Source organism: Sphaerisporangium sp. NPDC005288, from assembly GCF_040607475.1.
GTDB classification, from domain to species: Bacteria; Actinomycetota; Actinomycetes; order Streptosporangiales; family Streptosporangiaceae; genus Sphaerisporangium; species Sphaerisporangium rhizosphaerae.
The window spans coordinates 91,592-114,727 of the sequence record NZ_JBEXGT010000004.1; the positions used below are offsets into that span (position 1 = coordinate 91,592).

At 70.5% G+C, this 23,136-nt stretch carries 18 protein-coding genes; 12 read left to right on the top strand and 6 right to left on the bottom strand.

Features of this window, described 5'->3' with window-relative positions; genetic code table 11:
- Positions 1-30: 30 nt before the first annotated feature.
- A complete protein-coding gene (locus ABZU32_RS05565; protein WP_354917551.1) occupies positions 31-2,004 on the bottom strand; it encodes a radical SAM protein in 1,974 nt (657 codons plus the stop codon).
- Between the two features lie 150 nt (positions 2,005-2,154).
- On the opposite strand from ABZU32_RS05565, the gene ABZU32_RS05570 reads away from it, so the two are divergent.
- Positions 2,155-2,811, top strand: coding sequence for a class I SAM-dependent methyltransferase (locus ABZU32_RS05570; protein WP_354917554.1), 657 nt, complete (start codon positions 2,155-2,157; stop codon positions 2,809-2,811).
- On the opposite strand, the gene ABZU32_RS05575 is transcribed toward ABZU32_RS05570, so the two are convergent.
- From ABZU32_RS05575 to ABZU32_RS05595, 5 genes are all read right to left on the bottom strand, one after another.
- Complete coding sequence (locus ABZU32_RS05575; RefSeq protein WP_354917557.1) at positions 2,759-6,085, bottom strand: lantibiotic dehydratase; 3,327 nt, start codon at positions 6,083-6,085, stop codon at positions 2,759-2,761. The two genes, ABZU32_RS05570 and ABZU32_RS05575, sit on opposite strands and share 53 nt — an antisense overlap.
- Complete coding sequence (locus ABZU32_RS05580) at positions 6,028-6,879, bottom strand: cupin-like domain-containing protein (RefSeq protein ID WP_354917560.1); 852 nt, start codon at positions 6,877-6,879, stop codon at positions 6,028-6,030. Before ABZU32_RS05580 ends, ABZU32_RS05575 begins: the two co-directional genes overlap by 58 nt.
- Positions 6,880-6,898: 19 nt before the next feature.
- Positions 6,899-7,069: a hypothetical protein gene (locus ABZU32_RS05585; RefSeq protein WP_354917563.1), complete on the bottom strand. Its 171-nt coding sequence runs from the start codon at positions 7,067-7,069 to the stop codon at positions 6,899-6,901.
- 46 nt (positions 7,070-7,115) lie between these two features.
- A complete protein-coding gene (locus tag ABZU32_RS05590; protein WP_354917566.1) occupies positions 7,116-7,526 on the bottom strand; it encodes a hypothetical protein in 411 nt (136 codons plus the stop codon).
- Between the two features lie 203 nt (positions 7,527-7,729).
- Positions 7,730-7,903: a hypothetical protein gene (locus tag ABZU32_RS05595; protein WP_354917569.1), complete on the bottom strand. Its 174-nt coding sequence runs from the start codon at positions 7,901-7,903 to the stop codon at positions 7,730-7,732.
- 597 nt (positions 7,904-8,500) lie between these two features.
- On the opposite strand from ABZU32_RS05595, the gene ABZU32_RS05600 reads away from it, so the two are divergent.
- From ABZU32_RS05600 to ABZU32_RS05650, 11 genes are all read left to right on the top strand, one after another.
- Entirely contained in the window at positions 8,501-10,786 is a 2,286-nt protein-coding gene (locus tag ABZU32_RS05600) for a TIM-barrel domain-containing protein (RefSeq protein ID WP_354917572.1), read from the top strand.
- Between the two features lie 18 nt (positions 10,787-10,804).
- Complete coding sequence (locus ABZU32_RS05605; RefSeq protein ID WP_354917575.1) at positions 10,805-12,124, top strand: extracellular solute-binding protein; 1,320 nt, start codon at positions 10,805-10,807, stop codon at positions 12,122-12,124.
- Between the two features lie 115 nt (positions 12,125-12,239).
- Positions 12,240-13,181 carry a sugar ABC transporter permease gene (locus tag ABZU32_RS05610; protein ID WP_354849889.1) on the top strand — a complete coding sequence of 314 codons (942 nt, stop codon included), beginning with the start codon at positions 12,240-12,242 and terminating at the stop codon, positions 13,179-13,181.
- Complete coding sequence (locus ABZU32_RS05615) at positions 13,178-14,068, top strand: carbohydrate ABC transporter permease (protein WP_354849892.1); 891 nt, start codon at positions 13,178-13,180, stop codon at positions 14,066-14,068. Before ABZU32_RS05610 ends, ABZU32_RS05615 begins: the two co-directional genes overlap by 4 nt.
- 51 nt (positions 14,069-14,119) lie before the next feature.
- Entirely contained in the window at positions 14,120-17,080 is a 2,961-nt protein-coding gene (locus ABZU32_RS05620) for a glycoside hydrolase family 3 C-terminal domain-containing protein (RefSeq protein WP_354917578.1), read from the top strand.
- A gap of 217 nt (positions 17,081-17,297) precedes the next feature.
- A complete protein-coding gene (locus tag ABZU32_RS05625) occupies positions 17,298-18,134 on the top strand; it encodes an STAS domain-containing protein (protein WP_354917582.1) in 837 nt (278 codons plus the stop codon).
- Positions 18,134-18,499 carry an STAS domain-containing protein gene (locus tag ABZU32_RS05630; protein ID WP_354849901.1) on the top strand — a complete coding sequence of 122 codons (366 nt, stop codon included), beginning with the start codon at positions 18,134-18,136 and terminating at the stop codon, positions 18,497-18,499. The genes ABZU32_RS05625 and ABZU32_RS05630 overlap by 1 nt, the downstream gene beginning before the upstream one ends.
- Positions 18,496-18,897 carry an anti-sigma regulatory factor gene (locus tag ABZU32_RS05635; RefSeq protein ID WP_354849904.1) on the top strand — a complete coding sequence of 134 codons (402 nt, stop codon included), beginning with the start codon at positions 18,496-18,498 and terminating at the stop codon, positions 18,895-18,897. The genes ABZU32_RS05630 and ABZU32_RS05635 overlap by 4 nt, the downstream gene beginning before the upstream one ends.
- On the top strand, positions 18,894-19,889 hold the full coding sequence (locus ABZU32_RS05640) for an ATP-binding protein (RefSeq protein ID WP_354917585.1): 996 nt from the start codon (positions 18,894-18,896) through the stop codon (positions 19,887-19,889). Before ABZU32_RS05635 ends, ABZU32_RS05640 begins: the two co-directional genes overlap by 4 nt.
- A complete protein-coding gene (locus ABZU32_RS05645) occupies positions 19,886-21,556 on the top strand; it encodes an ATP-binding protein (RefSeq protein WP_354917588.1) in 1,671 nt (556 codons plus the stop codon). The genes ABZU32_RS05640 and ABZU32_RS05645 overlap by 4 nt, the downstream gene beginning before the upstream one ends.
- Positions 21,549-23,120: a fused response regulator/phosphatase gene (locus ABZU32_RS05650; RefSeq protein ID WP_354917591.1), complete on the top strand. Its 1,572-nt coding sequence runs from the start codon at positions 21,549-21,551 to the stop codon at positions 23,118-23,120. Before ABZU32_RS05645 ends, ABZU32_RS05650 begins: the two co-directional genes overlap by 8 nt.
- Positions 23,121-23,136 lie beyond the last annotated feature (16 nt).

Consider the following 23,136-nt stretch of genomic DNA (forward strand, 5'->3'; position numbering starts at 1 on the left):
GCGGCCCGGCTTCGCGTGATCGGCGCCTGGCTACACGGGGCTCGGGGCCTGCGCCGGGATGAGCCCCATCGCCCTGAGATGCCGTTCCTCCAGGTGGTGTCTGGTGGTGAAGCCTGTTTGCTGTGAGAGGTTGCGGATGACGAGCTGGGGCCGGCTGACGAGCTGCCGTGCGATGTCGCGGATCTCCAGGACGTCGCCGGCCCGCACGAGCGGGTCAGGCGTCCGTGGCACGCTCGCTTCCAGGAAGACGTAACCGCGCTGCCGCACGAGTTTCAGGTCGACGAACAACAGGTCGTGCGCGCCGGGCCTGGCGTCGGGCGGGCCGCCGGCGCCGCGCAACGACTCACTGAGCGCCCGCACGTCCCAGTCGAAGCGGCGGAAGACCGTGGGCTGCGGGATGAGCCCGCGCTGGAGGGCGTAACGCACCTCGAAGTACTCGACGAGGTCGGGGAGATACGGGGCCCGGTCGATCAGCTCGGGCAGCAGTTCGGCCCTGACGTAGGCGCACAGGTCGAGCACGAAACGGTACAGGAAATAGTCCTGTGCGCGTTGCTCACCGGAAAGGGTGCGGCGCTGCCACGCGGTCCATCCGGTCAGGACGCGGCGCGGGTCGGCGCCGGCGTGCCGTAAGGCGATGAACAGCAGGGGGCAGGTGTAGGTGGCGGCGGAGACCGCCTTGGCCAGCTCTCGGTCGAGGTGGGGGGTGGGGATGAAGTAGAAGTTCGCGAAGATGTCGGGGTGGCGGCGGACGAGCGTGATCTCGGCCTCGTTCAGCAGGAAGAGCGAGATGTCCGAGCTGTGCCCGTCGAACCGCAGCTCGTCCTGGTGCTGGGCGTGCAACGGGCTGCCGGTGAGCGGGGCCAGCAGGTGCATCTGCGCCGAGGTCTTGTGCGACAGCTCCAGAACGTCCAGCGCGAGCTCGAAGGAGTCCAGCGCGTCGGTCACCGTTTCGTCGGGGAACCCTGTGATGAACGACGCGGTGGGGGAGATGCCGTTGTCGACGCAGGAAGAGATGACGGGAAGGACATGGGAGACGTCCAGGCGCTTCTTGATGGAGGGCTGCAACGGCTGGGCGCCGGTCTCGACGCCGAAGAAGACCCCCACGCACCCCGCGTCCGCCATCTCCGACAGCAACGCGTCGTCCACCCTGTCGGTGCGCGCGCTGCACCCCCAGGAGTACCCCTCGCCGCCGTCGCGGAGCACCTCACAGAACCGCCGCACCCAGCGGCGGTCGACGGTGAGCATGTCGTGCACGAGATCGAACCGGGAGAACCCGTGGGCCTGGTGCAGGAACCGCATCTCCGCGACCAGCCGCTCGGGCGACTTGATGCGGTGCCGCCGGTTGAAATAGACGTTGGTGGAACAGAATGTGCAACCGTAGGGACAGCCCCGCCCCGCCTCGACCGGCGCCAGACCCACTCTGATCTGGTCGAAAGGGTAGAGGTCGTACGCGGGGTAGGGCAGCTCGTCCAGGTCCTGGAGCAGCGGCGCGCCGGGGTTGCGCGCGACCGTGCCGTCGGGCCGCCGCCACGTCACCCCGGGGACGCGGCCCAGGTCGCCGTCGCCGGACAGCTCGCCGAGCATGGCGCTGAGGGAGACGTCGGCTTCGTTGCGCACGACGGCGTCGATCGAGGTGAACTCCGTCAGCGTGGCCACGTCCACGACGCTCGCCTGGGGCCCGCCGAGGACGATCTTCGATTCCGGTAGGAGATCACGGCATTCCCCGGCCAATGCCAGCGTCTGCGGATAGGAATTGCACATCGTGGTGAATCCGACGACGTCCGGGTTCAAGCCCGCGATGAAGCCGGCGACGTCCCGGTGGAAACCGGGGCCGTCGGTCGCCGTGCCGTCGAAAAGCGCGAGCGTCTGGTCCACGACGATGGGCTCGTGCCCGGCCGCGCGCACGTGCGCCGCCAAAGTGAGCAGATTGAGGGGCACATAGGGTGAGGGCACCTTGCCGTGGTGCCAGTCGGCATTGAAACAGGTCACAAGCGCGATGCGCATGCGCACCCCCGCTGATAGTGCAGATTCCCAGAGTCTAGAGACGTCTTTTGTTTCCGTCCAGGGCCTTTTCGGCGTCGATCATGCCAATCCGTTCTGGGTGGATTGAGATGGTTTGTGGAAATGCACGGTGAAATGATATTCAGGACGGCCATGGGAAGGCGCGCAATGTTCCGCCGGCTCGCGGGTCAGGCGTGGATGATCGCGCGTTCCTTCGCGGCCGCGCGCCGCGGACGCGGCGTCGCCCGCACGGCCCGGCTGGCCCTGCACGAGGTGCTGTTCGACCTGCGGCACGGGACGGACACCTCGATGGAACCGCCCGGCCGCGCCACCGCGCACGAGGGCACCAATCCGCTGCTGTTCGCGGAGATCCTGCGGCATGCCGGGTTCGCCGCGGACGGCCGCGCCCTGGTGGATTTCGGCGCGGGAAAGGGCCGGGCGCTCATGCTCGCCGCCGAACACGGCTTCGGCACGGCGATCGGGGTCGAATCATCGCCCGAACTGTGCGCGATCGCCACCGCGAACATCGCGAGATACGGTCGCCGCCGTCCGGGCGCGTTGTCGGTGACGTGCGCCGACGCCGCGTCCTTCGAGGTGCCCGCGGAGGTCACCGTGGCGTACTTGTTCAACCCGTTCGGCGCGGACACCATGAGCGCGGTCGTCGACCGGATACGCGAATCACTCGATCGCGCCCCCCGGGAATTCCACGTCGTCTACCTGAACCCGCGCCAGGCCGGCCCGTTCCTCGGCGCCGGATTCATCGTGGACCATCGGCGGCCGGACGCGCTGTTGCTGCGCCGGCCCCGTTGAGCCGCCGCCCCGCCCGCGACCGGTACCAGCGACCGAGGAAGTCGTACAGGACCAGCTCCTGGGCTCGGGCGGCGGAGGGCAGCATCCGGTTGGCGTGCATGTGGAGGAAGCCGCCGGCGAGCGCGGTGAGCGGACGGGTGAGGCGGCCGGCCTCCGCGCACGCCGCCAGGTCGCCGGCCACGGAGGCCAGCGCGCGAGACCGTGCCGCGTAGGGCGGCGGGCCGGCGGGCGGCTCCGGCCCGAGCAGCGTCTCAAGGGCCGCGCGCTCGCGGCGGTAGCGCGCGCCGAGGCGGTGCGTGAACGCGGCGTCCACCCGGAACTCCCTGCCGAAATGGTCGCGCAGCGCCCCGGCGACGGCGAGCCGTTCGTTCAGGTCCAGGCCGAGGTCGCCGAGCAACCGGTCGAGACCGGCCAGCGTCAGCCGCCAGCGCGCGTCCGCGTCGCCCGGGACCGTCCCGACCGCGTCGAGCGCGGCGTCGCTGTCCGCGTGGAACAGCCGCTCGGCCAGGACGATCCCCTCGGGGCCGCCGTACCGCTCGACCTCGCGTTCGTAGGTGTCCAGCTGGGTGCGCCACAGAATGCCTTCGGCGTGCAGGGCCGCGCAGCCGCCGAGCAACGCGGGCAGCACCTCGCCCGTCAGGCGGGCGGGGTCGCCGTGCAGGCGCAGGCGGAGGTGCGGGTCCGGATCGGCGTACCTGACGAAGAACCAGCGGTCGGCCGCGCCGCCGGAGACCGCGTCGCGCACGACCGGGCGCACGACGCGCCGGAGCACCGCGTCCGCGCTCGCGGGCCCGGTGTACAGCTTGGCGTAGAGCCATTTGGACCCGGGAGGGAAGCTTCGCCTGACCGGCCCCACCCCGCCGAGCGGGACGCCGCGACGGGCCGGCCTCACCGCCGGGCTCGGCCTCGAGGGCGTCGCCGGGTCCCGTACGCGCAGGAACGGCACGACGAGCTCATGCGCGAACCGGCCCTCGGGCCCGGTCACCGGCACCTCGTCCGAGCCGAAGAACACCTCCTCGATCCGGACCGAGGAGCGACCGCGCAGCAGGCCGGCGGCCATCTCGGTGAACAGCGCGTTGTCCAGGTCGACCGGCAGGCGCCGGTCCCCGTCGGCGACGGCGACCCAGCGCGGCAGGCGCAGGCGCGCGCGCAGCCGCTGCACGGCGGCGAACCGCACCGCCGTGGTCGGCCCGTCCAGCTCCGCCAGTTGCCCGCCGGACAGGTTCCAGCGCGCCCGGGACAGCACCAGCCGGCCGGCGGTGACCCGCGGCAGGTACGGCGCGTCCTCCAGCGCCCCGAAGGAGAAGGACAGCCCGCTCGTCACGCCCTGCCCTCGCAGAGCGGACAAGAAGCGGTACACGCCGAGGTTGCCGGCCCCGCCGGTACGGTGTGCCGTCGCCAGCCGGGGGAGGACCTGGCGGCCGAGCGAGCGGGAGCGCAGCACCACCCGCCCGCCGGTGACGGCGACCACGAGGTCGGTGAGCGGGATCCGGCGCCCGGGCTCGGCGGAACGCCCGAGATAGACGATCTCGTGGTCCCTGAGATGGGGCCGGACCAGGACGTCGCCCACCTTGCCCGGCGGGCGATGCGCGACCTCCGCGAAGACGGCGTCGGGGCGCAGGGCCTCCTCGGCCCGCAGATGCGCCCGGACGTGGCGGCTCAGCTCCTCGTCCCGGCGGCAGAAGCGGGCCATCAGGTTCGTTCCGGACGGGCCGCCGGCGCCGGACAACAGGATCCGGTAGTGGCCCGCGGCCACGGCCTCCTCGCCGGTCGCGAGGATCGTGGCCATCACGCCGAAGGAGTCGGGCATGACGGCCGCCTCCTCGCCGGCCTCCCGCAAGGCGCGCAGTTCCTCCCCACCCAAGGCGATCTCGGTCGCTCCGGTGCGTCCCGCTTCGGACAGCCAGCGCAGCAGCAGCGCGTCCCGGCGGCCGAAACGCGCCGCGCCGACGTCCGGCGGAGGCCTGAACGCCAGGCCGTCCAGCAGCGGGGCCGGCGTCGCGCCGGGCGCTTCCGCGGCGGGGAATCCGATGCCGATCTCCTCGTCCAGGGCCTCGCAGAGCGGCACCTCTCGCCCGCCGTACCGGCGGTCGAACGCCTCGCGGAACCGGTCCAGGGGGTCGGTGCGCCGGCCCACGCCGCTGATGCGATGCAGGACGCGCACGCCGCGCTCGATCTCGGCGACCACCTCGCGCCCCAGCGTCACGGCGGCCGGCTTGGTCAGGTCCACGTGGAAGGCGACGGGGGTCACGGGCCCGATCGGCAGCGCGTCGAGCGCCTCGGAGACCTCGCGATAGCGTTCCGGCGCGGCGCCGGGCGGCGACCGGTCGAGGTCGGCGAGCATCGCACGCGCCCTGCCCAGGACCGCGCGGGCCCGCGCCGCGTGCGGTCCGGCCGCGCCGCCCAGCCCGCCGAGGATCTCGTCGATCGGCTCCGGCCCGCAGACCGCCGGGGTGAGCTCGCAGACCAGCAGTTGGGCGCCGATCAGGTCGTCCACGAAGTCGAGCGCCTCATCGGGGCCGGCCTCGGGGACGGCGGCGCGGACGGCGTCGGCCACCTCGCCGGGCAGGGCGCCCGCCGCCGCACGCGCGAGCGCGGCGTCCAGGTGGACGGAGGGCTCGACGGCCACCAGATGGTAGGACGTCCCGGTGCCGGCCGGCCGCGCCTCGGTGTACCTCAGCCGCCCGGCCACCCGGTAGAGGCTGGAATTGGGCGTGTACCTGAGGTGCCGCCGCACGGCCGGATCACGGTGCAGGGCCTCCGCCACGGCGTCGAGGTAGCGGACGTCCAGGCTGGTGTGGCGTCGATAGGTCTCCCCGCCCGGGAGGCGCAGCCGGGTCTCGTCGCCGACGACCCCGACCGAGCAGCCGGCGAAGAGCCCGAACGGGGTGGCGCGTCCCGCCATGCGGGCGACGTAGCGCAGGAGGCTGTGCCCGGCGCGGGGCGCGCCGTCCGGGGCGCCGGCCCAGTCGTCCAGCCGCCGCTCCAGCGACGGGGACGCGACCATGAGCGCTTCGCGCACGTCGGGCCGCAGGCACAGCGCGCGCAGCCTGCCGAGGACGCGGGCGCGGTCGCGGTCCAGCAGTGCCGCCTCATGCGGGTGGGCCGCCCCTTCGAGGCCCTCGCCCAGCGCGAGCAGCGCGTCGAGCGGAAGGCCGGGCGTGCGGAGCACGAAGAAGCCCGACGCCTGCCAGGCGGGTTCCCCGTGCCCGCTCCTCACTCCCCGCGCCGCCGTCTCGCCCGTGCCCACCCTCGCCGCAGCAGGAACCGCCACAGCGGCGGAGTCGCGATGCCCTGCGGGAACGGCCGTCGCCAGAAGAAGTTGACGTTCAGCGCCCAGGCCGACACCACCGTGACCTGGTGGTACCAGCCGACCGGGATGTGCAGCGACTCGCCCGGCGAAAGCGTGCACTGCCAGCCCGACGCACGGCGCGCGAGCGGGAAGCGGTCGAAGTCCGGGTCGTTGGGGTCGAACCGGCAATGTGTGACGCGTGGAATGCGATATACCCGCCGCGACTGCGAGGGCGGGAAGAGGATGAAGTGCTTGCGGCCGATCACCTGCACGTTGCAGTTGGGCGTCACGTCGCAGTGGAGCCCGGAGGAGGTGCCGAGGACGCCCAGCCACAGGTTGGTGTCCACTGGGGGAGAGCGGTACCAGCCGGGGGCCGGCGCGTCCGCGAGGAGCGTCCGCGACAACTGGCCCAGCTTCGCGTCCAGGTAGTAGGAGACGTCGAATCCGCTGCCGGCGACGGCGCGGGTGATGTCCCGGACGCCGGAGTGACCGGCGATGCCTTCCAGCTCCCGCGCCGTCTCGACCACCCAGTCCAGGTAGTCGCCGAACGGCACGCGGCCGCCCTCGGCGAGGTTCTGGAAGATGTTGCGGGGTGGCCCGTTCGTCTCGCGCACGGCCACCTCGCGGTGGCCGGCCACGGATCTCAGGTATCCCTCGTGCCAGCGGGTGAAGGCGGGCCAGCCAGGCGTGTTGTCCAGGACCACCAGGGGACGGCCGGCCAGCCGCGCCGGCCGGAAGTCTCCCCGGGAGACGCGCGGGATCGGCCTCAGGCGCATCCGCGGCCGGTTCCGGCGCTCACCCGCCCTGCTCGCCCCCGCCTTCGCCCCGCCCCATGTCGGCGGTCTCTTCGCAGGTCCACAGGCTCCACCCCTGCGTGGTGAGTATCGGGTCGTTGAGATCGCGCACGGTCTCCCGCTTGAGCGCCAGTCTCTTCTTGGGGGTGGTCGTCTCAGATGCTGCGTCCATGACGCGAACTCCTCCGGTCTCGGCCGACGACGCCTATTTCTGACGCCTATTTCCTCAGGGTGATCTCGCGGACCAGCTTCATGCCGAGCAAGTCGCGGAACTGGGCGCAGTCCTGCTTGGCGTTCCCTGCGCTGACCCGGCCGGCCAGGTCGTTCATCTTTTCCTGGTATCCGTCGAGGGCGGCCATGTTCCGCACCTCGACCATGAGCATCACATCCCAGTCGTCGCGATTGACATGCGGAGCGACCAGCACGCGGTAGTCGAGGATCAGGCCCTCGCGCTTGGCCTCGTCCATCAGGGGCGTCCAACCGGCGCCCAGGTTGCGCAGGTATTCCGCGGTCATGCCCGGCTTGGTCTGGGCGAACTGGATGGACCAGACCGAGCCCTCGGTGAACGGCAGTTCCCGGCGGGCGTTCGCCGCGGAGGCGGCCGGCGGTGACTCGTCGTTCTCGATCACGGTGCCCTCCCTGGTGCTTCGCGACTCGTCGCGTCATGCCTCGGTGGGCGGGCCCCCGCGAATCCCTGGCCCCCTGTGCTCTAGGCACTCAGCATAGACACGTTCCGTCCCCGTGCGAATACCCCGTGCGAATACCGCGCGCGAATACGCCGCGCGAATACGCCGTGCGAGTACGCCGCGGCGGGGCGATGAGGGCGCGCCGGTCAGGCGGCGGGGGTGCCGTCGCCGGGGCGGGGGAAGCGGATCACGTTGCGGCCGGTGTAGGCCTGCAGGTGGACGACCTTGCTCTCGTTCGCGGGCTTTCGACGGTGCGCCGAACGGATGTCGCGCACCTTGTGCCGCGGAATGTACGCGGGCACCACGGCCAGCCTTCTCATCTAGCCCCCCGGCGTGATGATCTCGTTACATGAGATGTCTACAGAGGTCGGCGTAAGACTATTGTAAAGATCTCTAGTATGGCAGCGGACGCCCGGAAGGCGAGCGCAGATCGAGAGGGATCATCGTCTCGGGACGGTGTCCCGGGCGGGGCCGGGCGATCCTGACGCGTCTCATCGCGTTCTCCCTCCAGCGGAGGCCGAGTGTCTGGGAGAACCATCCCTCCGCTCGCTTGCGATCCTGTTGCCGCCCGCTTGCACCCGCCCGGCGAGGTGCCCGGGTGGATGTGACATCTCATTCGGGGGCGTGGAGGCGGACGACCGCGTACCCGCTGAGGGGCAGGGTCACGAGGCCTCTGGTCCCGGCGCCGGTGACCAGGTCGGTGCCGTGGCAGAGCCCGGGCATGCCCCTCGGACGGTCGATGGCCTCTCCTCGGGTTACGGTCGCGGGCCGCCGTGAATTCGTGCGGTGCTCAAACTAAGGACGGGTCCGCCGCGCTGTCAACGGCACTTCCACCGGCGCGCATGGCGTTGACGTTTGTTCGTATAGTCGGCAAACTAATTCGCGTCGTCTTCACCCGGACCGCCAGGAGCGCCGCAATGCCGTACCGTCCCCCCCTGGTCGCGCACGAGTACTTCAGCGCCGATCCGCCGGAGCTGCCGGTACGCGCCCAGGGGGAGCAGGGGCTATCCGCGCTCGTCCGGGCCGAGGTGATGGCCTCCGGCGGCGACGGGGTGACCTTCAAGGTCTCCACCTCCGCCGAGGAGGTGCTGGTCGTCCAGGTCGGGGTGGCCGGCGAGGGCGTGATCCGCGTGCGGCTCGGAGAGGACGTCGCGGCGCGCACCCGGTCGGCGCGCGCGATCGAGATGGTCCGCCCGGGCCGGTTCGGCGGGGCGCGGGTGGAGGCGGGCGAGGGCCGGGTCGTCGTCGACGCGGGCGCGGTCCGCGCCGAGATCACTCTGGACCCCTGGCACCTGCGCTTCACCGACGGCGACGGGCGACTGCTGACCGAGCAGGACCGCGGCCATGTGGACATCAGCGGCCGGCTGCGCACGCTGCCGTTCGGGCGGTCCCTGGTCGAGGGCGCGGCGGTGGCCTACCAGGAGAGCCTGGTCGCCCAGCCGGACGAGCACTTCGGCGGATTCGGGGAGAAGTTCACCCCGCTCGACAAGCGGGGCCAGCGCCCGCTGATGTGGAACTTCGACGCCTTCGGCGCGGAGTCCGACCGTTCCTACAAGAACGTTCCATTCTTCGTCTCCAGCCGCGGCTACGGCCTGCTGGTGGACAGCGGCATGCCGGTGGAGTTCGACCTCTGCCGCGCGACGCACAGTTGTGTCGAGATCGTCGTCCCGGACGACCTGATCGACTACTACCTGATCGCCGGCCCGTCGATCCCGGAGGTCCTGGCCCGGTACGACACGCTGACCTGCGCGCCGGCCCTGCCGCCCAAGTGGGCCTTCGGCAGCTGGATCTCCTCGGGCTTCTTCAAGGACAGCCAGGAGCGGGTGCTGGCGCGGGCCAGGAAGATCCGCGAGCGCGGCATCCCCTGCGACGTGCTCCACCTGGACTGCTACTGGCAGACCCTCGGCCACTGGTCGGACCTGCGGTGGGACGCCGAGAGTTTCCCCGACCCCGAGGGCATGCTCGCCACGCTGCGCGAGCAGGGCTTCGAGACCTGCCTGTGGATGAACCCCTACGTCTCCCACCTCAGCCCGGACTTTCCCGACGCCGCCGCCAAGGGGTACTTCCTGAAGGACCAGGACGGTGAGACCTACGTCGCGGACTCCTGGCACGGCTCGTACCCGGCCTGCGGCATCATCGACCTCACCAACCCCGAGGCCGTCGACTGGTTCACCGGCCTGCTGCGCGGGCTGCTGCGGCAGGGCGTGGCGCTGTTCAAGACCGACTTCGCCGAGGGCGTCCCGAGCGACTCGGTGGCGCACAACGGCATGAGCGGCACCGAGCTGCACAACGTCTACTCGCTGATGTTCAACGACGTCGTCTCCGGCGTCACCCGCGAGGTGAACGGCCACGGCATGGTGTGGGCGCGCTCGTCCTTCCTGGGCGGCCAGCGGCACTCGGCGCAGTGGGGCGGGGACACCTACACCTCCTATCCCGCCATGGGCAGCACCATCCGCGGCGGCCTGTCGCACGGCCTGTCGGGCATCCCGTTCTGGAGCCACGACGCCGGCGGCTTCACCGGAACCCCCTCCGACGACCTGTACGTGCGGTGGGCCCAGTTCGGCGCGCTGTCGCCGCTGGTCCGCTTCCACGGCACCACCAGCCGCGAGCCGTGGGAGTTCCCCGCGGTGGAGCACCTGGCGGTCGAGGCGATCAGGCTGCGCTACCGGCTCATGCCCTACATCTACTCGGCCGCGGTCGAGGCGGCCCGCACCGGCGCGCCGATGATGCGCGCGCTGTGCGTCGACCACCCCGGCGACCCGGTGGCCTGGCAGGCCGACCTTGAGTACCTGCTCGGCCGCGACCTGCTGGTCGCCCCGATGACCTCCGCCGACGGCACCCGGCAGGTGTACCTGCCCCAGGGTGAGTGGGTGGACTACTGGACCCACGAGGTCCACCGCGGCGGGCGCTACATCACCGTCACCAAGCCCCTGGAGCAGATCCCGCTGTTCGTCCGGCACGGCGCCCTCATCCCGGTGACCGAGGTCCGCGACACGGTCGGCGACGGCCCGTTCACCGATGTCGCCGTCGTCGCCTACGGCGGAGGGGGCAGCACCATCATCAGGGACGTCGACGGCGACACCACGATCACCACCGTCCGGGACGGCGATGTGCTGCGCGTCGGCGTCACCGGTCCCCTGCCGATCACCACCGTCGAGATCGCCCCCGTCGCCGGCGCCCCGGCCACGGTCGTCGTCGGCTAGCACAACTGGAGAAACACCATGTCCAAAACAGGGATCGTCGCCGCGCTGGTCGCGGCGGCGCTGACACTCGCCGCCTGCGGCTCATCGGGTTCCTCGGGCACGAGTGGCACGAGCGGCGGGGGCGGCTCGAACGAGGCCAAGACCCTGACGCTGTGGCACTACGAGGGTGCCACCAGCGCCATGGGCGTCGCCTGGGCCGAGGCCGTCAAGCGGTTCGAGGCGAGCCACCCGAACGTGAAGGTGAAGGTGGAGGAGAAGGGCTTCGAGCAGATCCAGAAGACCGCGAGCATGGTCCTCGGGTCCGACCAGGCGCCCGACATCATGGAGTACAACAAGGGCAACGCGACCGCGGGCCTGCTGTCCAAGCAGGGGCTGCTCACCGACCTCAGCGAGCAGGTCGCCAAGCGCGGGTGGGACAAGCTGCTCAGCCCGAGCCTGCAGACCACGGCGCGCTACGACGACCGCGGCATCATGGGGACGGGCAAGTGGTTCGGCATCCCGAACTACGCCGAGTACGTGATGGTCTATTACAACAAGGACGCCTTCGACAAGCAGGGCGTGAAGGTGCCCACGACGTTCGAGGAGTTCACCGCCGCGCTGGACAAGTTCGCCAAGGCCGGCGTCACGCCCATCTCGCTCGGCGGCGCCGAGTACCCCGCCCAGCAGATCGTGTACCAGCTCGCGCTGAGCAAGGCGCAGCGTCCCTGGGTGGACGCCTTCCAGCTCTACAAGGGCAAGGTCGACTTCCACGGCCCCGAATGGACCTACGCGGCCACGACCTTCGCCGACTGGGTGAAGAAGGGCTACATCGCCAAGGACTCGGCGGGGCTGAAGGCCGAGGACATGGGCACGGCCTTCATGTCCGGCAAGTTCCCGATCATGATCTCGGGCAGCTGGTGGTACGGCCGGGTGGCCACCGAGGCCAAGGGGTTCCAGTGGGGCAGCTTCCTGTGGCCGGGCAACCAGATGAGCGCCGGCTCCAGCGGCAACCTGTGGGTCGTGCCGGAGAAGTCCAGGAACAAGGACCTGGCTTACGACTTCATCGACATCACCATGAACAAGGACATCCAGAACAAGCTCGGCAACGCGGGCGGCGTGCCGGTGGCGGCCGACCCCTCGGCGATCACCGATGAGAAGAACAAGGAACTGATCGAGAACTTCAACAAGCTGTCCACCCAGGACGGGCTGGCCTTCTACCCCGACTGGCCGGCGCCCGGCTACTACGACGTCCTGGTCGCCGGCGTCCAGGAGCTGATCAACGGCGGCAAGACGCCGGCGCAGGTGCTGGACGAGCTGGCGCAGCCCTACAACGACAATCTCGCCGACATCGGCGGCTGACCCGCACGCCCTAACAAGTCGTGACAAAGCCGGAGAAGACCGGAACATCGTGTACGTAGGGGAGGGACGGCACGCCCCGCCGCCACCAGGCGGCGGGGCCGGGGCCGAGCAATAGATGGCAGTACAAGCTCCGGCGGCCCGGCCCGCGAGGGCCCGGACGCCCGAGCCCGTCCGGCGGTCGCGCGGGAGCGCCGGGTACTGGGTCTACCTGGTACCCAGCGCGGTTCTCTTCCTCGCGGTCATCATCGTGCCGTTCCTGATGAACGTCGCCACCAGCTTCACCCGCTGGAGCGGCGTCGGCACGCCCACCTGGACCGGGCTCGACAACTACCGGCGGCTGCTGCGGGACGAGACCTTCTGGGCCTCCTTCCAGCACAACGTCGCGCTGATCCTCGCCATGGCGGTCCTGCCCACCTTCGCCGGCCTGATCCTGGCCGCCGCGCTGTTCGACTACATCGGCAAGCGCTTCGGACCCCGCACGGCGAGCGCGCTGCGGGCGGCGTACTACCTGCCCCAGGTGCTGCCGGTGGCGGTCGCCGGCGTCGTGTGGGGCTGGATGCTCCACCCGTCCTACGGCGCGCTCAACCAGGTGCTCAAGGCGGTCGGGCTCGGCGCCCTGGCCGAGAACTGGCTGGGCGACCCCGACGTGGCCCTGGCCACCGTCATGGCCGTCATGGTGTGGTTCCAGCTCGGCTACCCGGTCGTCATCTTCATGGCCGGGCTCCAGCGCGTCGACCCCGCGCTGTACGAGGCGGCGGAGATCGACGGCGCGTCCTGGTGGCGCAGGTTCTGGCACATCACCGTGCCGCAGATCAGGCCCGAGACCTTCGTGGTGCTGCTGACCTGCACCATCGCCGCGCTCAAGGTCTTCGGGCCGATCTTCGTGCTCACCCGGGGCGGTCCGGGCAAGGCGACGATGGTGCCGTCGTACTTCAGCTACCAGAACTTCTTCGAGAAGGCGAACGTCGGCTACGGCTCGGCCATCGCCACCGTCCTGGCGATCATCATCGTGGTCGTCACCTTCCTGTTCCTGCGCGTCCAGGAGCGCTCGTCATGACCACGCTCCCGGTGCCCCGCGCCACGCGCGCGGGACGGGCGGGCCACGTGCGCGGCCGGGCCCCCGGGGCCGGGCCCGGCAGGTGGGCGGTGCTCGCCGCGCTGGCCGTGCTCGCCGTGGTGATGCTCCTGCCGTTCGCCATCGTCACGCTGAACGCCGTCAAGAGCCCGGCCGAGTACTCCTCCGGCGGGCCGCTCAGCCTGCCGCACGGTCTCTACCTCGACGGCATCATCGAGTTCTGGAACCGGGTCGACTTCGGGCGCAAGCTGCTCAACAGCCTGGTGATCAGCGCGTCGGTCGCGGTGCTCGCCGTGGTGTTGTCGGTGCTCAACGCCTACGCCCTGGGCATCGGCCGGGTGCGGGGCCGGCTGTGGATCCTCGTGCTGTTCCTGGTGGCCAACACCCTCCCGCAGGAGGCCCTGGCCTATCCGCTGTACTACCTGTCCAAGGCCGCCGGCCTGTACGACAGCCGGCTCGCGGTGATCATCATCTTCACCGTCGTCCAGGGCGCCTTCGGCACCTACCTGCTGTCGGCGGTGCTCGGCGACTTCCCCAAGGAGATCATCGAGGCGGCGGCCATGGACGGCGCGAGCCGGTGGCGCATCCTGTGGCGCATCGTCGTGCCGATCAGCCGCCCCACGCTCTCGGTTCTGATGATCTTCTTCTTCATCTGGACCTGGAACGAGTTCTTCCTTCCGCTGATCTTCCTGATCTCCAACGACAACCAGACCGTGCCCGTCGCGCTCGGCGTGCTCCAGGGCGAGAAGATGATGGACGCCACCATGAGCAGCGCCTCGGCCCTGCTGGGCATCGTCCCGGCCGTCGCCTTCTTCCTGATCTTCCAGCGCACGCTCACGCGCGGCGTCACGGTGGGCGCCGTCAAATGACCCGCTGAATCCCCTGTCGAACGCGCACACCACCTGACCTGGAGGCGCCCCATGTCCCCCCGGCGACCGTTATTGTTCGCGGCCGTCCTCGGCCTGCTCACCACGCTGCTGGCGGCCCCCGCCGCGGCGGCCGAGGACCCGCCCTTCCGTGACCCGTCCCTGCCGCTGAACCAGCGCGTCGACGACCTGCTCGGCCGTCTCACGCTGGACGAGAAGATCTCGCTGCTGCACCAGTCGCAGGCCGCGATCCCGCGCCTCGGCGTGCGGTACCACAAGAACGGCACCGAGGCCCTGCACGGCGTGGCCTGGTCCAACGACGACGCCAACGGCTGGAGCCAGACCTTCGCGAGCGGCACGGTCTTCCCGCAGGCCGTCGGCCTGGCCAGCACCTGGGACCCCGAGCTGATCAAGAGGGTCGGCTCGGCCGTCGGCGACGAGGTGCGCGGCTACAACTCGGCCGACCCGGTCGCCTGGGGCACCCAGGTGTGGGCGCCGGTGGTCAACCTGCTGCGCGACCCGCGCTGGGGCCGCAACGAGGAGGGCTACTCCGAGGACCCGCTGCTGACCGGCGCGATCTCGGTCGCCTACGGCAAGGGGCTGTCCGGCGACGACCCGCTCCACCTCAAGACCGCCCCGGTGCTGAAGCACTATCTGGCCAACAACAACGAGTACCAGCGCAGCCTCACCTCCTCCAACCTCCCGCCGAGGGTGAAGCACGAATACGACGAGGCGGCGTTCAAGCCGGCGATCTCCGCCGACGCGGCCACCGGCGTGATGGGGTCCTACAACCTGGTCAACGGACGGCCCAACACCGTCAACCCCGACCTCGGCGGCCTGGTGCGGAGCTGGACGGACAAGACCCTGTACAACGTGAGCGACGCCTGGGCGCCGCACGCGCTCACCGACCCCGAGCACTACTTCGACAACGAGACCGAGGCGTTCGCGGCCGCCCTCAAGGCGGGCATCGACAGCTTCACCGTGGACGACAACAAACCGGCCGTGATGACCGGGTTGATCAAGGACGCGCTCGCCAAGGGCCTGCTGGCCGAGTCCGACATCGACCGCGCCGTGCGGCACGCCCTGTCCATCCGCTTCCGGCTCGGCCAGTTCGACCCCGGCGGCGGCCCCTACGGCTCCATCACCAAGGACGTGGTCAACAGCCCGGCCAACCAGCGGCTCAACCGCGAGACCGCCGGCAAGGCCATGGTGCTGCTGAAGAACTCCCGCAGGACCCTGCCGCTCGACCCGGCCCGCGCCAAGAAGGTCGCCGTCATCGGCCCGCTGCACGACACCCTGCTCAGCGACTGGTACGGCGGCAAGATGCCCTACCAGGTCACCCCGCTGGACGGCATCAAGGAGCGGCTCGGCGCCGGCGCCACCGTGACCGGCTCCGAGGCCCTGGACCGGGTCGCCCTCAAGGACGTCAGGACCGGCAAGTACATCACCGTGACCGGAGACTCGGCCGCGGTCACCGTGTCCGACACGACGCCGACGGCCGCCTCGCAGTTCGACATGACCGACTGGACCGACGGCGTGACCACCCTGCGCAACGCCGGCAACGGCAAGCTGCTCACCGGCAACTGGGGCACCTTCCTCGCCAACTCCGACACCCCCGGCGGCTGGTTCGTCCAGCAGCAGTTCAAGCTGGAGAAGCAGGCCGACGGCGCCTACCTCGTCAAGTACGTGGGCTACGAGATCAACGAGAGCTGGTGGTCGCCCGCGGATCCGTACGTGACCATCGACGCCGACGGCACGCTGAAGATGGGCGCCAAGGCCGACGCCGCCCGCTTCGCCAAGGAGGTCCTCACCAGCGGCGCCGCCACCGCGGCCGCGCAGGCCAAGGCCGCCGACGCCGCCGTCGTCGTGGTCGGCAGCGACCCGTTCGTCGCCGGGCGGGAGAACCACGACCGCACCGGGCTGGCGCTCGGCGACAGCCAGCAGGACCTCATCGCGGCCGTCACCAAGGCCAACCCCAACACCGTCGTCGTCCTTGAGGACAGCTACCCGACGACCATGCCCAAGGTGCAGGACCAGGTCGGCTCGCTGCTGTGGACCACCCACGCCGGCGCCGAGACCGGCCACGCGCTGGCCGATGTGATCTTCGGTGACGTCAACCCCGCCGGGCGGCTCACCCAGACCTGGTACAAGTCGGAGGCCGGCCTGCCGAGCATCCTCGACTACGACATCACCAAGACCGGCCACACCTACCTGTACTACAAGGGCTCCCCGCTGTACGCCTTCGGGCACGGGCTCAGCTACACGACCTTCGCCTACCAGGGGCTGAAGCTCAACAGCGGCACGGCGCGGCCGGACGGCACGGTCACCGCGACGGTCAAGGTCACCAACACCGGCGGCCGGGCCGGGGACGAGGTGGTGCAGCTCTACACCCACCAGGCGACCTCGCGGGTGACCCAGCCGGTCAAGCAACTGCGCGCCTTCCAGCGCGTCCACCTCGCGCCCGGGCAGACCAAGACGGTCACCCTGTCGTTCAAGGCCGCCGACCTGGCCCTGTGGGACGTCACCCGCGGCAGGTGGACGGTCGAGAAGGCCCGGCACGACGTCATGGTCGGCGGCTCCTCCGCCGCCGTCCACCAACGCACGACGCTCGACGTCGCGGGGGAGAAGATCCCGCCCCGCGACCTGTTCAGGACGACCCGCGCAGCCGACTTCGACGACTACGCGGGCGTCGAGCTGGTCGACGAGACCACGGCGGCGGGCGACGCGGTCGGCAGGACGGCCACCGGCGACTGGATCGCCTTCAAGGACGCCGACCTGCGCACCGGCGCCACCGGCCTGACCGCCGGCGTGGCCGCCACCGCCCCCGGGAAGATCGAGGTGCGCCTCGACGGGCCCACCGGCAGGACGCTCGGCACCCTCCAGGTGCCGGCCACCGGCGGCCTGTACACCTACACCACCGCCCGTACGCCCCTCGCCAAGGCGGGCGGCCGTCACGACCTCTACCTCGTCTTCACCGGCGACCTCCGCGTCAAGGACCTCACCCTGACCAAGTAGTCCGCACACGATCCGCAGGAAGGCACGGCGCCTCGCCCGTCATGGCGAGGCGCCGTGCCGTTGTCCGGTGCCACAGCACGATCAGGCCTGGGTTAGAGTCGATGATTCGCTGTTTTCTTTGCGCCGTGCCGTGACGGGATGCGCACTTATGTGGCGAAGGACGCGGCCAATAGGCTGACCGACGAGTATCCCTTGGGGCGACACAACAGGAGTCTTTTTGACCACCTCGAATTCCGCGGCCCAGCAGCGCATCGAAGGTCTCCTCGGCACCTCCGAGGCTCAGGTGCTCCAGCGCTGGCGGCAGATGGCGGAGACACCAGAGGACGAGCTGCGCGAGCTCTATGCGGCGTTGCGCGCGGCGTTGTCCGATCCCCAGGGGGACTTCAGTGACGTGCGCGGACTGCTCGCCGAATTCTCCCGCGCCCGCGCACGGCAGGGCCTCACCCCCTCAGAGACCTCGCGCGCGGTCTTCTCGCTGAAGGAGGCGGTGTACGAGGTGGTGGAGGCCACCGGCGACATCGAGACGTTGGGCGCGTACATCTGGTTCGCCAGACTCGTCGACGACCTCGGGCTGTACACGTTCGAGATCTACTCCGCGGCCCGGGAGAAGATCATCCGCGATCAGGCGGAGCAACTGCTGGAGCTGTCGACCCCGGTGGTGAAGCTGTGGGACGGCATCATCGGGGTGCCGCTGATCGGCACGCTCGACTCCGCGCGCACCCAGGTGGTAATGGAGAAGCTGCTCCAGATGCTGGTGGACACCGGCTCGGAGCACGCGGTGATCGACATCACCGGCGTCCCCGCGGTCGACACGCAGGTCGCCCAGCACCTGCTCAAGACCGTGGCCGCGGCCCGCCTGATGGGCGCCGAGTGCTCGATCTCCGGCATCAGCCCGCAGATCGCGAACACCATCGTCACGCTCGGCATCGAGTTCGGAGACATCGTCACCAAGGCGACGCTGGCCGACGCCCTGGCCCACGCGCTGAGGCGCAGCGGGGTCGAGGTCACCGCGGCCCGTTCGGCGCGCATCTCGGTCAGGGCGGAGAGGTCCTGATGGAGCGCATCCCCATCCTCAAGCTTGGGGACATTCTTATCGTCACCATCCAGATCGACCTGGAGGACCAGAGCGTGCTGGCCCTGCAGGAGGATCTGTCCGACATGGTGGTCAGCACGGGCGCGCACGGGGTGATCATCGACATCACCGCCGTGGACATCGTCGACTCCTTCATCGGGCGCGTGCTGGCGACCATCGCCGGGGTGGCGCGCATGCTGGACGCGCAGACGGTCGTGGTCGGCATGCGCCCCGCGGTGGCGATCACGCTGGTGGAACTCGGCCTGTCGCTGGGAGGGGTGCGCACTGCGCTCAACCTGGAGAAGGGCATCGCGCTCTTGGACCATGTCTGGGACCCCGCACGGTGACCGAACCGCGGGAGTTGCCCATCACCGGTAACAGCGACGTGGTGCTGGTGCGGCAGCATGTCAGGAACGCCGCTATCGATGTTGGGCTGTCCCTGGTCGACCAGACCAAGGTGGTGACCGCGGCGAGTGAGCTCGCTCGCAACGCGCTGGTGTACGCCGGCGGCGGCTGGGCGCGCATCGAGATCGTCAGCAAAGGCGCACGGCAGGGCCTGCGCCTGTCCTTCCGCGACGAGGGGCCCGGCATCCCCGACCTCGACCTCGCGCTGACCGAAGGATGGAGCACCGGCCGCGGCATGGGGCTCGGGCTCACCGGGTCGCGCCGTCTGATGGACGAGTTCGACCTCACCTCCACGCCCGGCGTGGGCACCGTGGTGACGGTGACGAAGTGGGCGAGATGAGCATCGTCGCGGGAGACACCTGGACCCGGGCCGAAGACCGCAGCGTCGTCGGCGCCCTGCGGAAGACGGCCACCACACTCGCCGCGACGGCCGGGTTCTCCTCTGTGCGCACGGAGGAGATGGCGATCGCGGTCAGCGAGGCGGTCTCCAACCTGGTCAAGCACGCGACAGAGGGCACCGTCCTGCTCCGCGCGCACCCGGAGTCGGCGGCCGCGATCGAGTTCGTGGCCATCGACAAGGGGCCCGGCATCAGCGACTTCGCCCAGGTGCTGCGCGACGGCCACTCCACGGTGGGCACGCTCGGCATCGGGCTCGGGGCCATGTCCCGCCTCGCCTCGCGACACGACGTGTACTCCGTGCCGGGCAAAGGTACCGTGCTGACGATGCACTTCTGGGCGGACGGCGCATCTCCGCCACCGTTGCGGTCCAGCGGCCTGACCCGGCCGATCGGGGAGGAAACGGTGTGCGGCGACTCCTTCGCCGCCGTCGAGACCGGCACGGGGACCACCGTGGTCCTGTGCGACGGGCTCGGCCACGGCTACCTGGCCGCCGAGGCGTCCCGTGAGGCGATGCGCGTCTTCCGGCAGATGCCGGACCTTGCGCCCGCCGAGATTTTGGAACGCGTGCACCGGGGCTTGGGCCACACCCGGGGCGGTGCGATCGCGATCGCCAGGGTAGGCCGGGACGAGGTGTCCTTCGCCGGGCTGGGCAACGTGGCCGGCTGGATCGTCCACGGCCCGCAACGCCAGGGGATGGTGTCGCTTCCCGGCATCGCCGGCCACCACGGCAGGCGGCCACGGCAGTTCGAGTACCCGCTGCCCGCCGGCGCCTCGGTGGTGTTGCACTCCGACGGGCTGACCAGCCGCTGGAACCCGGCGACCATGCCGGGCCTTTTCGCCCGGTCGCCCTCGGTCATCAGCGCAACCCTGCTCCGCGAGGCCGGCAGCCGCAGGGACGACGCGTGCGTGGTGACGGTGAAGGCCGCCTCATGACCGACCACGAGCTGATCCGGATCCGGCTGGGCGACCAGCAGGACGTGTTCGCCCTCCGCCGGCTCGGGCGCGAGGTCGCCGAGATGGTGGGGCTGAAAGGACAGGACCAGATCAGGGTGGCCACCGCGCTGAGCGAGGTCGGCCGGGAGGCCTTCGACGTCGGCGCCGCGACCACCGTGCTGTTCTCCGTGAGCGAGCGCGAACTGCTCATCACCGTGGACCACCGCCTGGGCGCGGACATCGGCGCCTCAGAAGGCGTCAAACTGGCCGGGCGCCTGTTCGACGACGTCACCCTCGACCCCGCCGGCGGCCGGATCCGCATGACCAAGGTGCTTCCGGTCAGCATCCACGCGCTCGACCTGGACGACGTGCGCGCCCGGCTCACCCATCTCGCCCCGGCGGGCGCTCTGGAGGAGCTCCGCGAGCACAACCGGGAACTGGCCGCCACCCTGGAGGAGGTCATGCGGCTCAACGAGGAGTTGCAGGAGACCAACCAGGGGGTCATGGCGCTGTACAGCCAGCTGTCGGCGGAACTGGACCAGACCAACCGCGGCGTGGTGGCGCTGTATGCGGAACTGGACGACAAGTCGCGCCGGCTGCGCCAGTCCGGTGAGGCCAGAAAGCGCTTCTGGACGAACGTCAGCCACGAGCTGCGCACGCCGTTGAACTCCATTATCGGCCTGGTCCGGCTGATGGCCGGACCGGGCGGCGACCCGCTCACCGGGGAGCAGCCGCACCAGGTGCGCCTGATCGAGTCCTCGGCCAAGACGCTTCTCGAGCTGGTGGACGAACTGCTGGACATGGCCAAGGCCGAGGCCGGGCGGCTGGAGCCGCGACCGTCGGTCATCGACGTGGTCGCCCTCGCCGAACAGCTCGCCATGACGCTGCGCCCCTCCGAAGAGACCCACGAGGTGACACTGAGTGTCGAGGTGGCCGACTCCGTCCACGAGATGCTCGTCGACGAGGTACTGCTGACCAGGGTGCTGCGCAACCTGGTGTCGAACGCGCTGAAGTTCACCGAGCGCGGTACCGTGAAGCTGCTGGCGCACCTCGACACCTCGACCGATGAAGTCGTCTTCACCGTCGCCGACACCGGCATCGGCATCGCCGCCGGTCATCTTGAGAAGGTGTTCGAGGAGTTCTTCCAGGTCCCCGGTCCCATCCAGGTCACCGTCAGAGGCACCGGCCTCGGGCTGCCGTACGCGCGCAGGGTGGCGGAGGCGCTCGGCGGCACGCTGGAGCTGAGCAGCCGGCCAGGAGAGGGCACCACGGCGACATTGCGGCTGCCGCACCGGATGCAGCCGCCCGAGGTGCGGCGGATGCTCATCGCCGACGACGACGCGGATTTCCGCGCCCTGGCCAGGCGCCTGCTGAGTGGAGTGGCCGCGCACGTCGATGAGGCACGCGACGGCGCCGAGGCCCTGGCGCTGATGCGGGTTAACCCGCCCGACGTGGTCCTGCTCGACCTGCTGATGCCCCGCCTGGACGGCACCGCCCTGCTGCAGCACATGGCCGACGACGACCTGCTCCGTGGTGTGGCCGTGGTGACCGTGACGAACGACCCCCCGCGGCCCTCCGCGTCCCACCCCGTGCTGTCCAAGCAGGGACTGCGCAGGGACAAACTGCTCGCCGCCATTCACGCCGCCATCGGTGGCGACCATGAATGAGGCGCCCGCCACGGTACTGGTCGTCGACGACACCCAGACCAAGCGATACATCCTCGCGAGCTGGCTGCGCCGGGCCGGCCACCGGGTGCACGAGGCGGCGGGCGGGCAGGAGGCCCTCACGAAGGTCGCCGAGCTGCGGCCCGAGCTGGTCGTGCTGGACGTGCGGCTGCCCGACATCGACGGCTTCGAGGTCTGCGAGCGGATCAAGGCCGACCCGGCCACCGCCTCCATCCCCGTCATCCAGATATCGGGCAAGGCCGTGACGCCGGCCGACCGCACCGAGGGACTGGAGCGCGGCGCCGACGTCTACCTGTCAGAACCGGTCGAACCCCAGGAGTTCACGGCCACGGTCGAGGCGACGCTGCGCTACTCGCGGGCGCGGCAGCGGGCCGAGCAGATGGCCGTCCGCCTGGCGCTCCTCGCCGAGGTGACCCGGAAGATCAACGAGGCCGAGACCTTCGACCACCTGCTGCAGGTGGCCGTCGTGGGCGCCGGTGAGATGCTGGAACGCCACGCGGAGGTGCTGGCCCTCCCGCCGGACGGCAGAGTCCGGTGGTACGACGGCCGGGCGGGGGGTACGGCGGTGGCCAATGACGGTCCCGCGGACATGCTGGAGAGATTCGAGCGCATCGCACCAGGTGACCAGGCGGGCGTTCGGGCCGTGGTCCTCGACCCCGCCGACTGGCCGCCGGGCGTGCCCGGCGCCGGTCCGGCCGCTCCGGCGTCCGGCATGCTGTGCCGCAGCAAGCAGGGCAGACCCTCGGTCTACCTGGGCACCCGTACCCACTCACCCCTCGATCCCGACGAGGTCAACCTGCTCCGGCAGCTCGGACAGGCATTGGCTCTGGCCGTCGACGCCCTGCGCGTCTACACCGAAGAGCACACCATCGCGCTCACCCTGCAACGCAGCCTGCTGCCGGCCCGCCTGCCCGACGTCCCGGGCATCGCCTTCGCCGTGCGCTACGAGCCGGCCGTCGAGAACGTCCAGGTCGGCGGTGACTTCTACGAGATCCTGCCGGTGGGGGAGCGGCTGCTGGTCGCGATCGGTGATGTGGTCGGTCACTCCCTGTACGCGGCGACGGTGATGGCCGAGCTCCGCCACGCGCTGCACGCCGCGATCATCGGCACGACCGACCTGAGCGAGATCATGGCTCTGCTCAACAAGGTTCTGCGCCGCTACCACCCCGGCATGACGGCCACCGTGTGCATCCTCATCATCGACCCCGCCACCGGCGAGGTCGAACTGGCCAACGCCGGGCACATTCCGCCGCTCCTGGTCGGCGAGGCCGCCCACTACCACGGGTTCGGCAACCTCCTGCTCGGGGTGACCGACGAGGTCTACCGCGTCGACAAGCTCCACCTGGCCCCCGGGCACAGCATCGTGCTGTTCACCGACGGGCTCGTGGAGGAACGCACCATGCCGCTCGACGACGGCCTGGAGATCGTCAGGGGCATCTCCGAGACGATCGGCGACGACCTCAACGACTTCTGCGACCGCCTCACCCGCAGATTCGGCCCCCGCACCGACGACGTAGCCCTAGTAGCGGTCCGCCGCCACCCCTGACCCCGCCGCTCCCAAG

What these genes read in the sequence shown, in the direction of transcription:
- ABZU32_RS05565 (WP_354917551.1), bottom strand. Translation starts at nt 2,004, where the DNA reads ATGCGCATCGCGCTTGTGACCTGTTTCAATGCCGACTGGCACCACGGC.
- ABZU32_RS05600 (WP_354917572.1), top strand. Translation starts at nt 8,501, where the DNA reads ATGCCGTACCGTCCCCCCCTGGTCGCGCACGAGTACTTCAGCGCCGAT.
- ABZU32_RS05605 (WP_354917575.1), top strand. Translation starts at nt 10,805, where the DNA reads ATGTCCAAAACAGGGATCGTCGCCGCGCTGGTCGCGGCGGCGCTGACA.
- ABZU32_RS05595 (WP_354917569.1), bottom strand. Translation starts at nt 7,903, where the DNA reads ATGAGAAGGCTGGCCGTGGTGCCCGCGTACATTCCGCGGCACAAGGTG.
- ABZU32_RS05580 (WP_354917560.1), bottom strand. Translation starts at nt 6,879, where the DNA reads ATGCGCCTGAGGCCGATCCCGCGCGTCTCCCGGGGAGACTTCCGGCCG.
- ABZU32_RS05650 (WP_354917591.1), top strand. Translation starts at nt 21,549, where the DNA reads ATGAATGAGGCGCCCGCCACGGTACTGGTCGTCGACGACACCCAGACC.
- ABZU32_RS05640 (WP_354917585.1), top strand. Translation starts at nt 18,894, where the DNA reads ATGAGCATCGTCGCGGGAGACACCTGGACCCGGGCCGAAGACCGCAGC.
- ABZU32_RS05620 (WP_354917578.1), top strand. Translation starts at nt 14,120, where the DNA reads ATGTCCCCCCGGCGACCGTTATTGTTCGCGGCCGTCCTCGGCCTGCTC.
- ABZU32_RS05630 (WP_354849901.1), top strand. Translation starts at nt 18,134, where the DNA reads ATGGAGCGCATCCCCATCCTCAAGCTTGGGGACATTCTTATCGTCACC.
- ABZU32_RS05615 (WP_354849892.1), top strand. Translation starts at nt 13,178, where the DNA reads ATGACCACGCTCCCGGTGCCCCGCGCCACGCGCGCGGGACGGGCGGGC.
- ABZU32_RS05645 (WP_354917588.1), top strand. Translation starts at nt 19,886, where the DNA reads ATGACCGACCACGAGCTGATCCGGATCCGGCTGGGCGACCAGCAGGAC.
- ABZU32_RS05570 (WP_354917554.1), top strand. Translation starts at nt 2,155, where the DNA reads ATGGGAAGGCGCGCAATGTTCCGCCGGCTCGCGGGTCAGGCGTGGATG.
- ABZU32_RS05585 (WP_354917563.1), bottom strand. Translation starts at nt 7,069, where the DNA reads ATGGACGCAGCATCTGAGACGACCACCCCCAAGAAGAGACTGGCGCTC.
- ABZU32_RS05610 (WP_354849889.1), top strand. Translation starts at nt 12,240, where the DNA reads ATGGCAGTACAAGCTCCGGCGGCCCGGCCCGCGAGGGCCCGGACGCCC.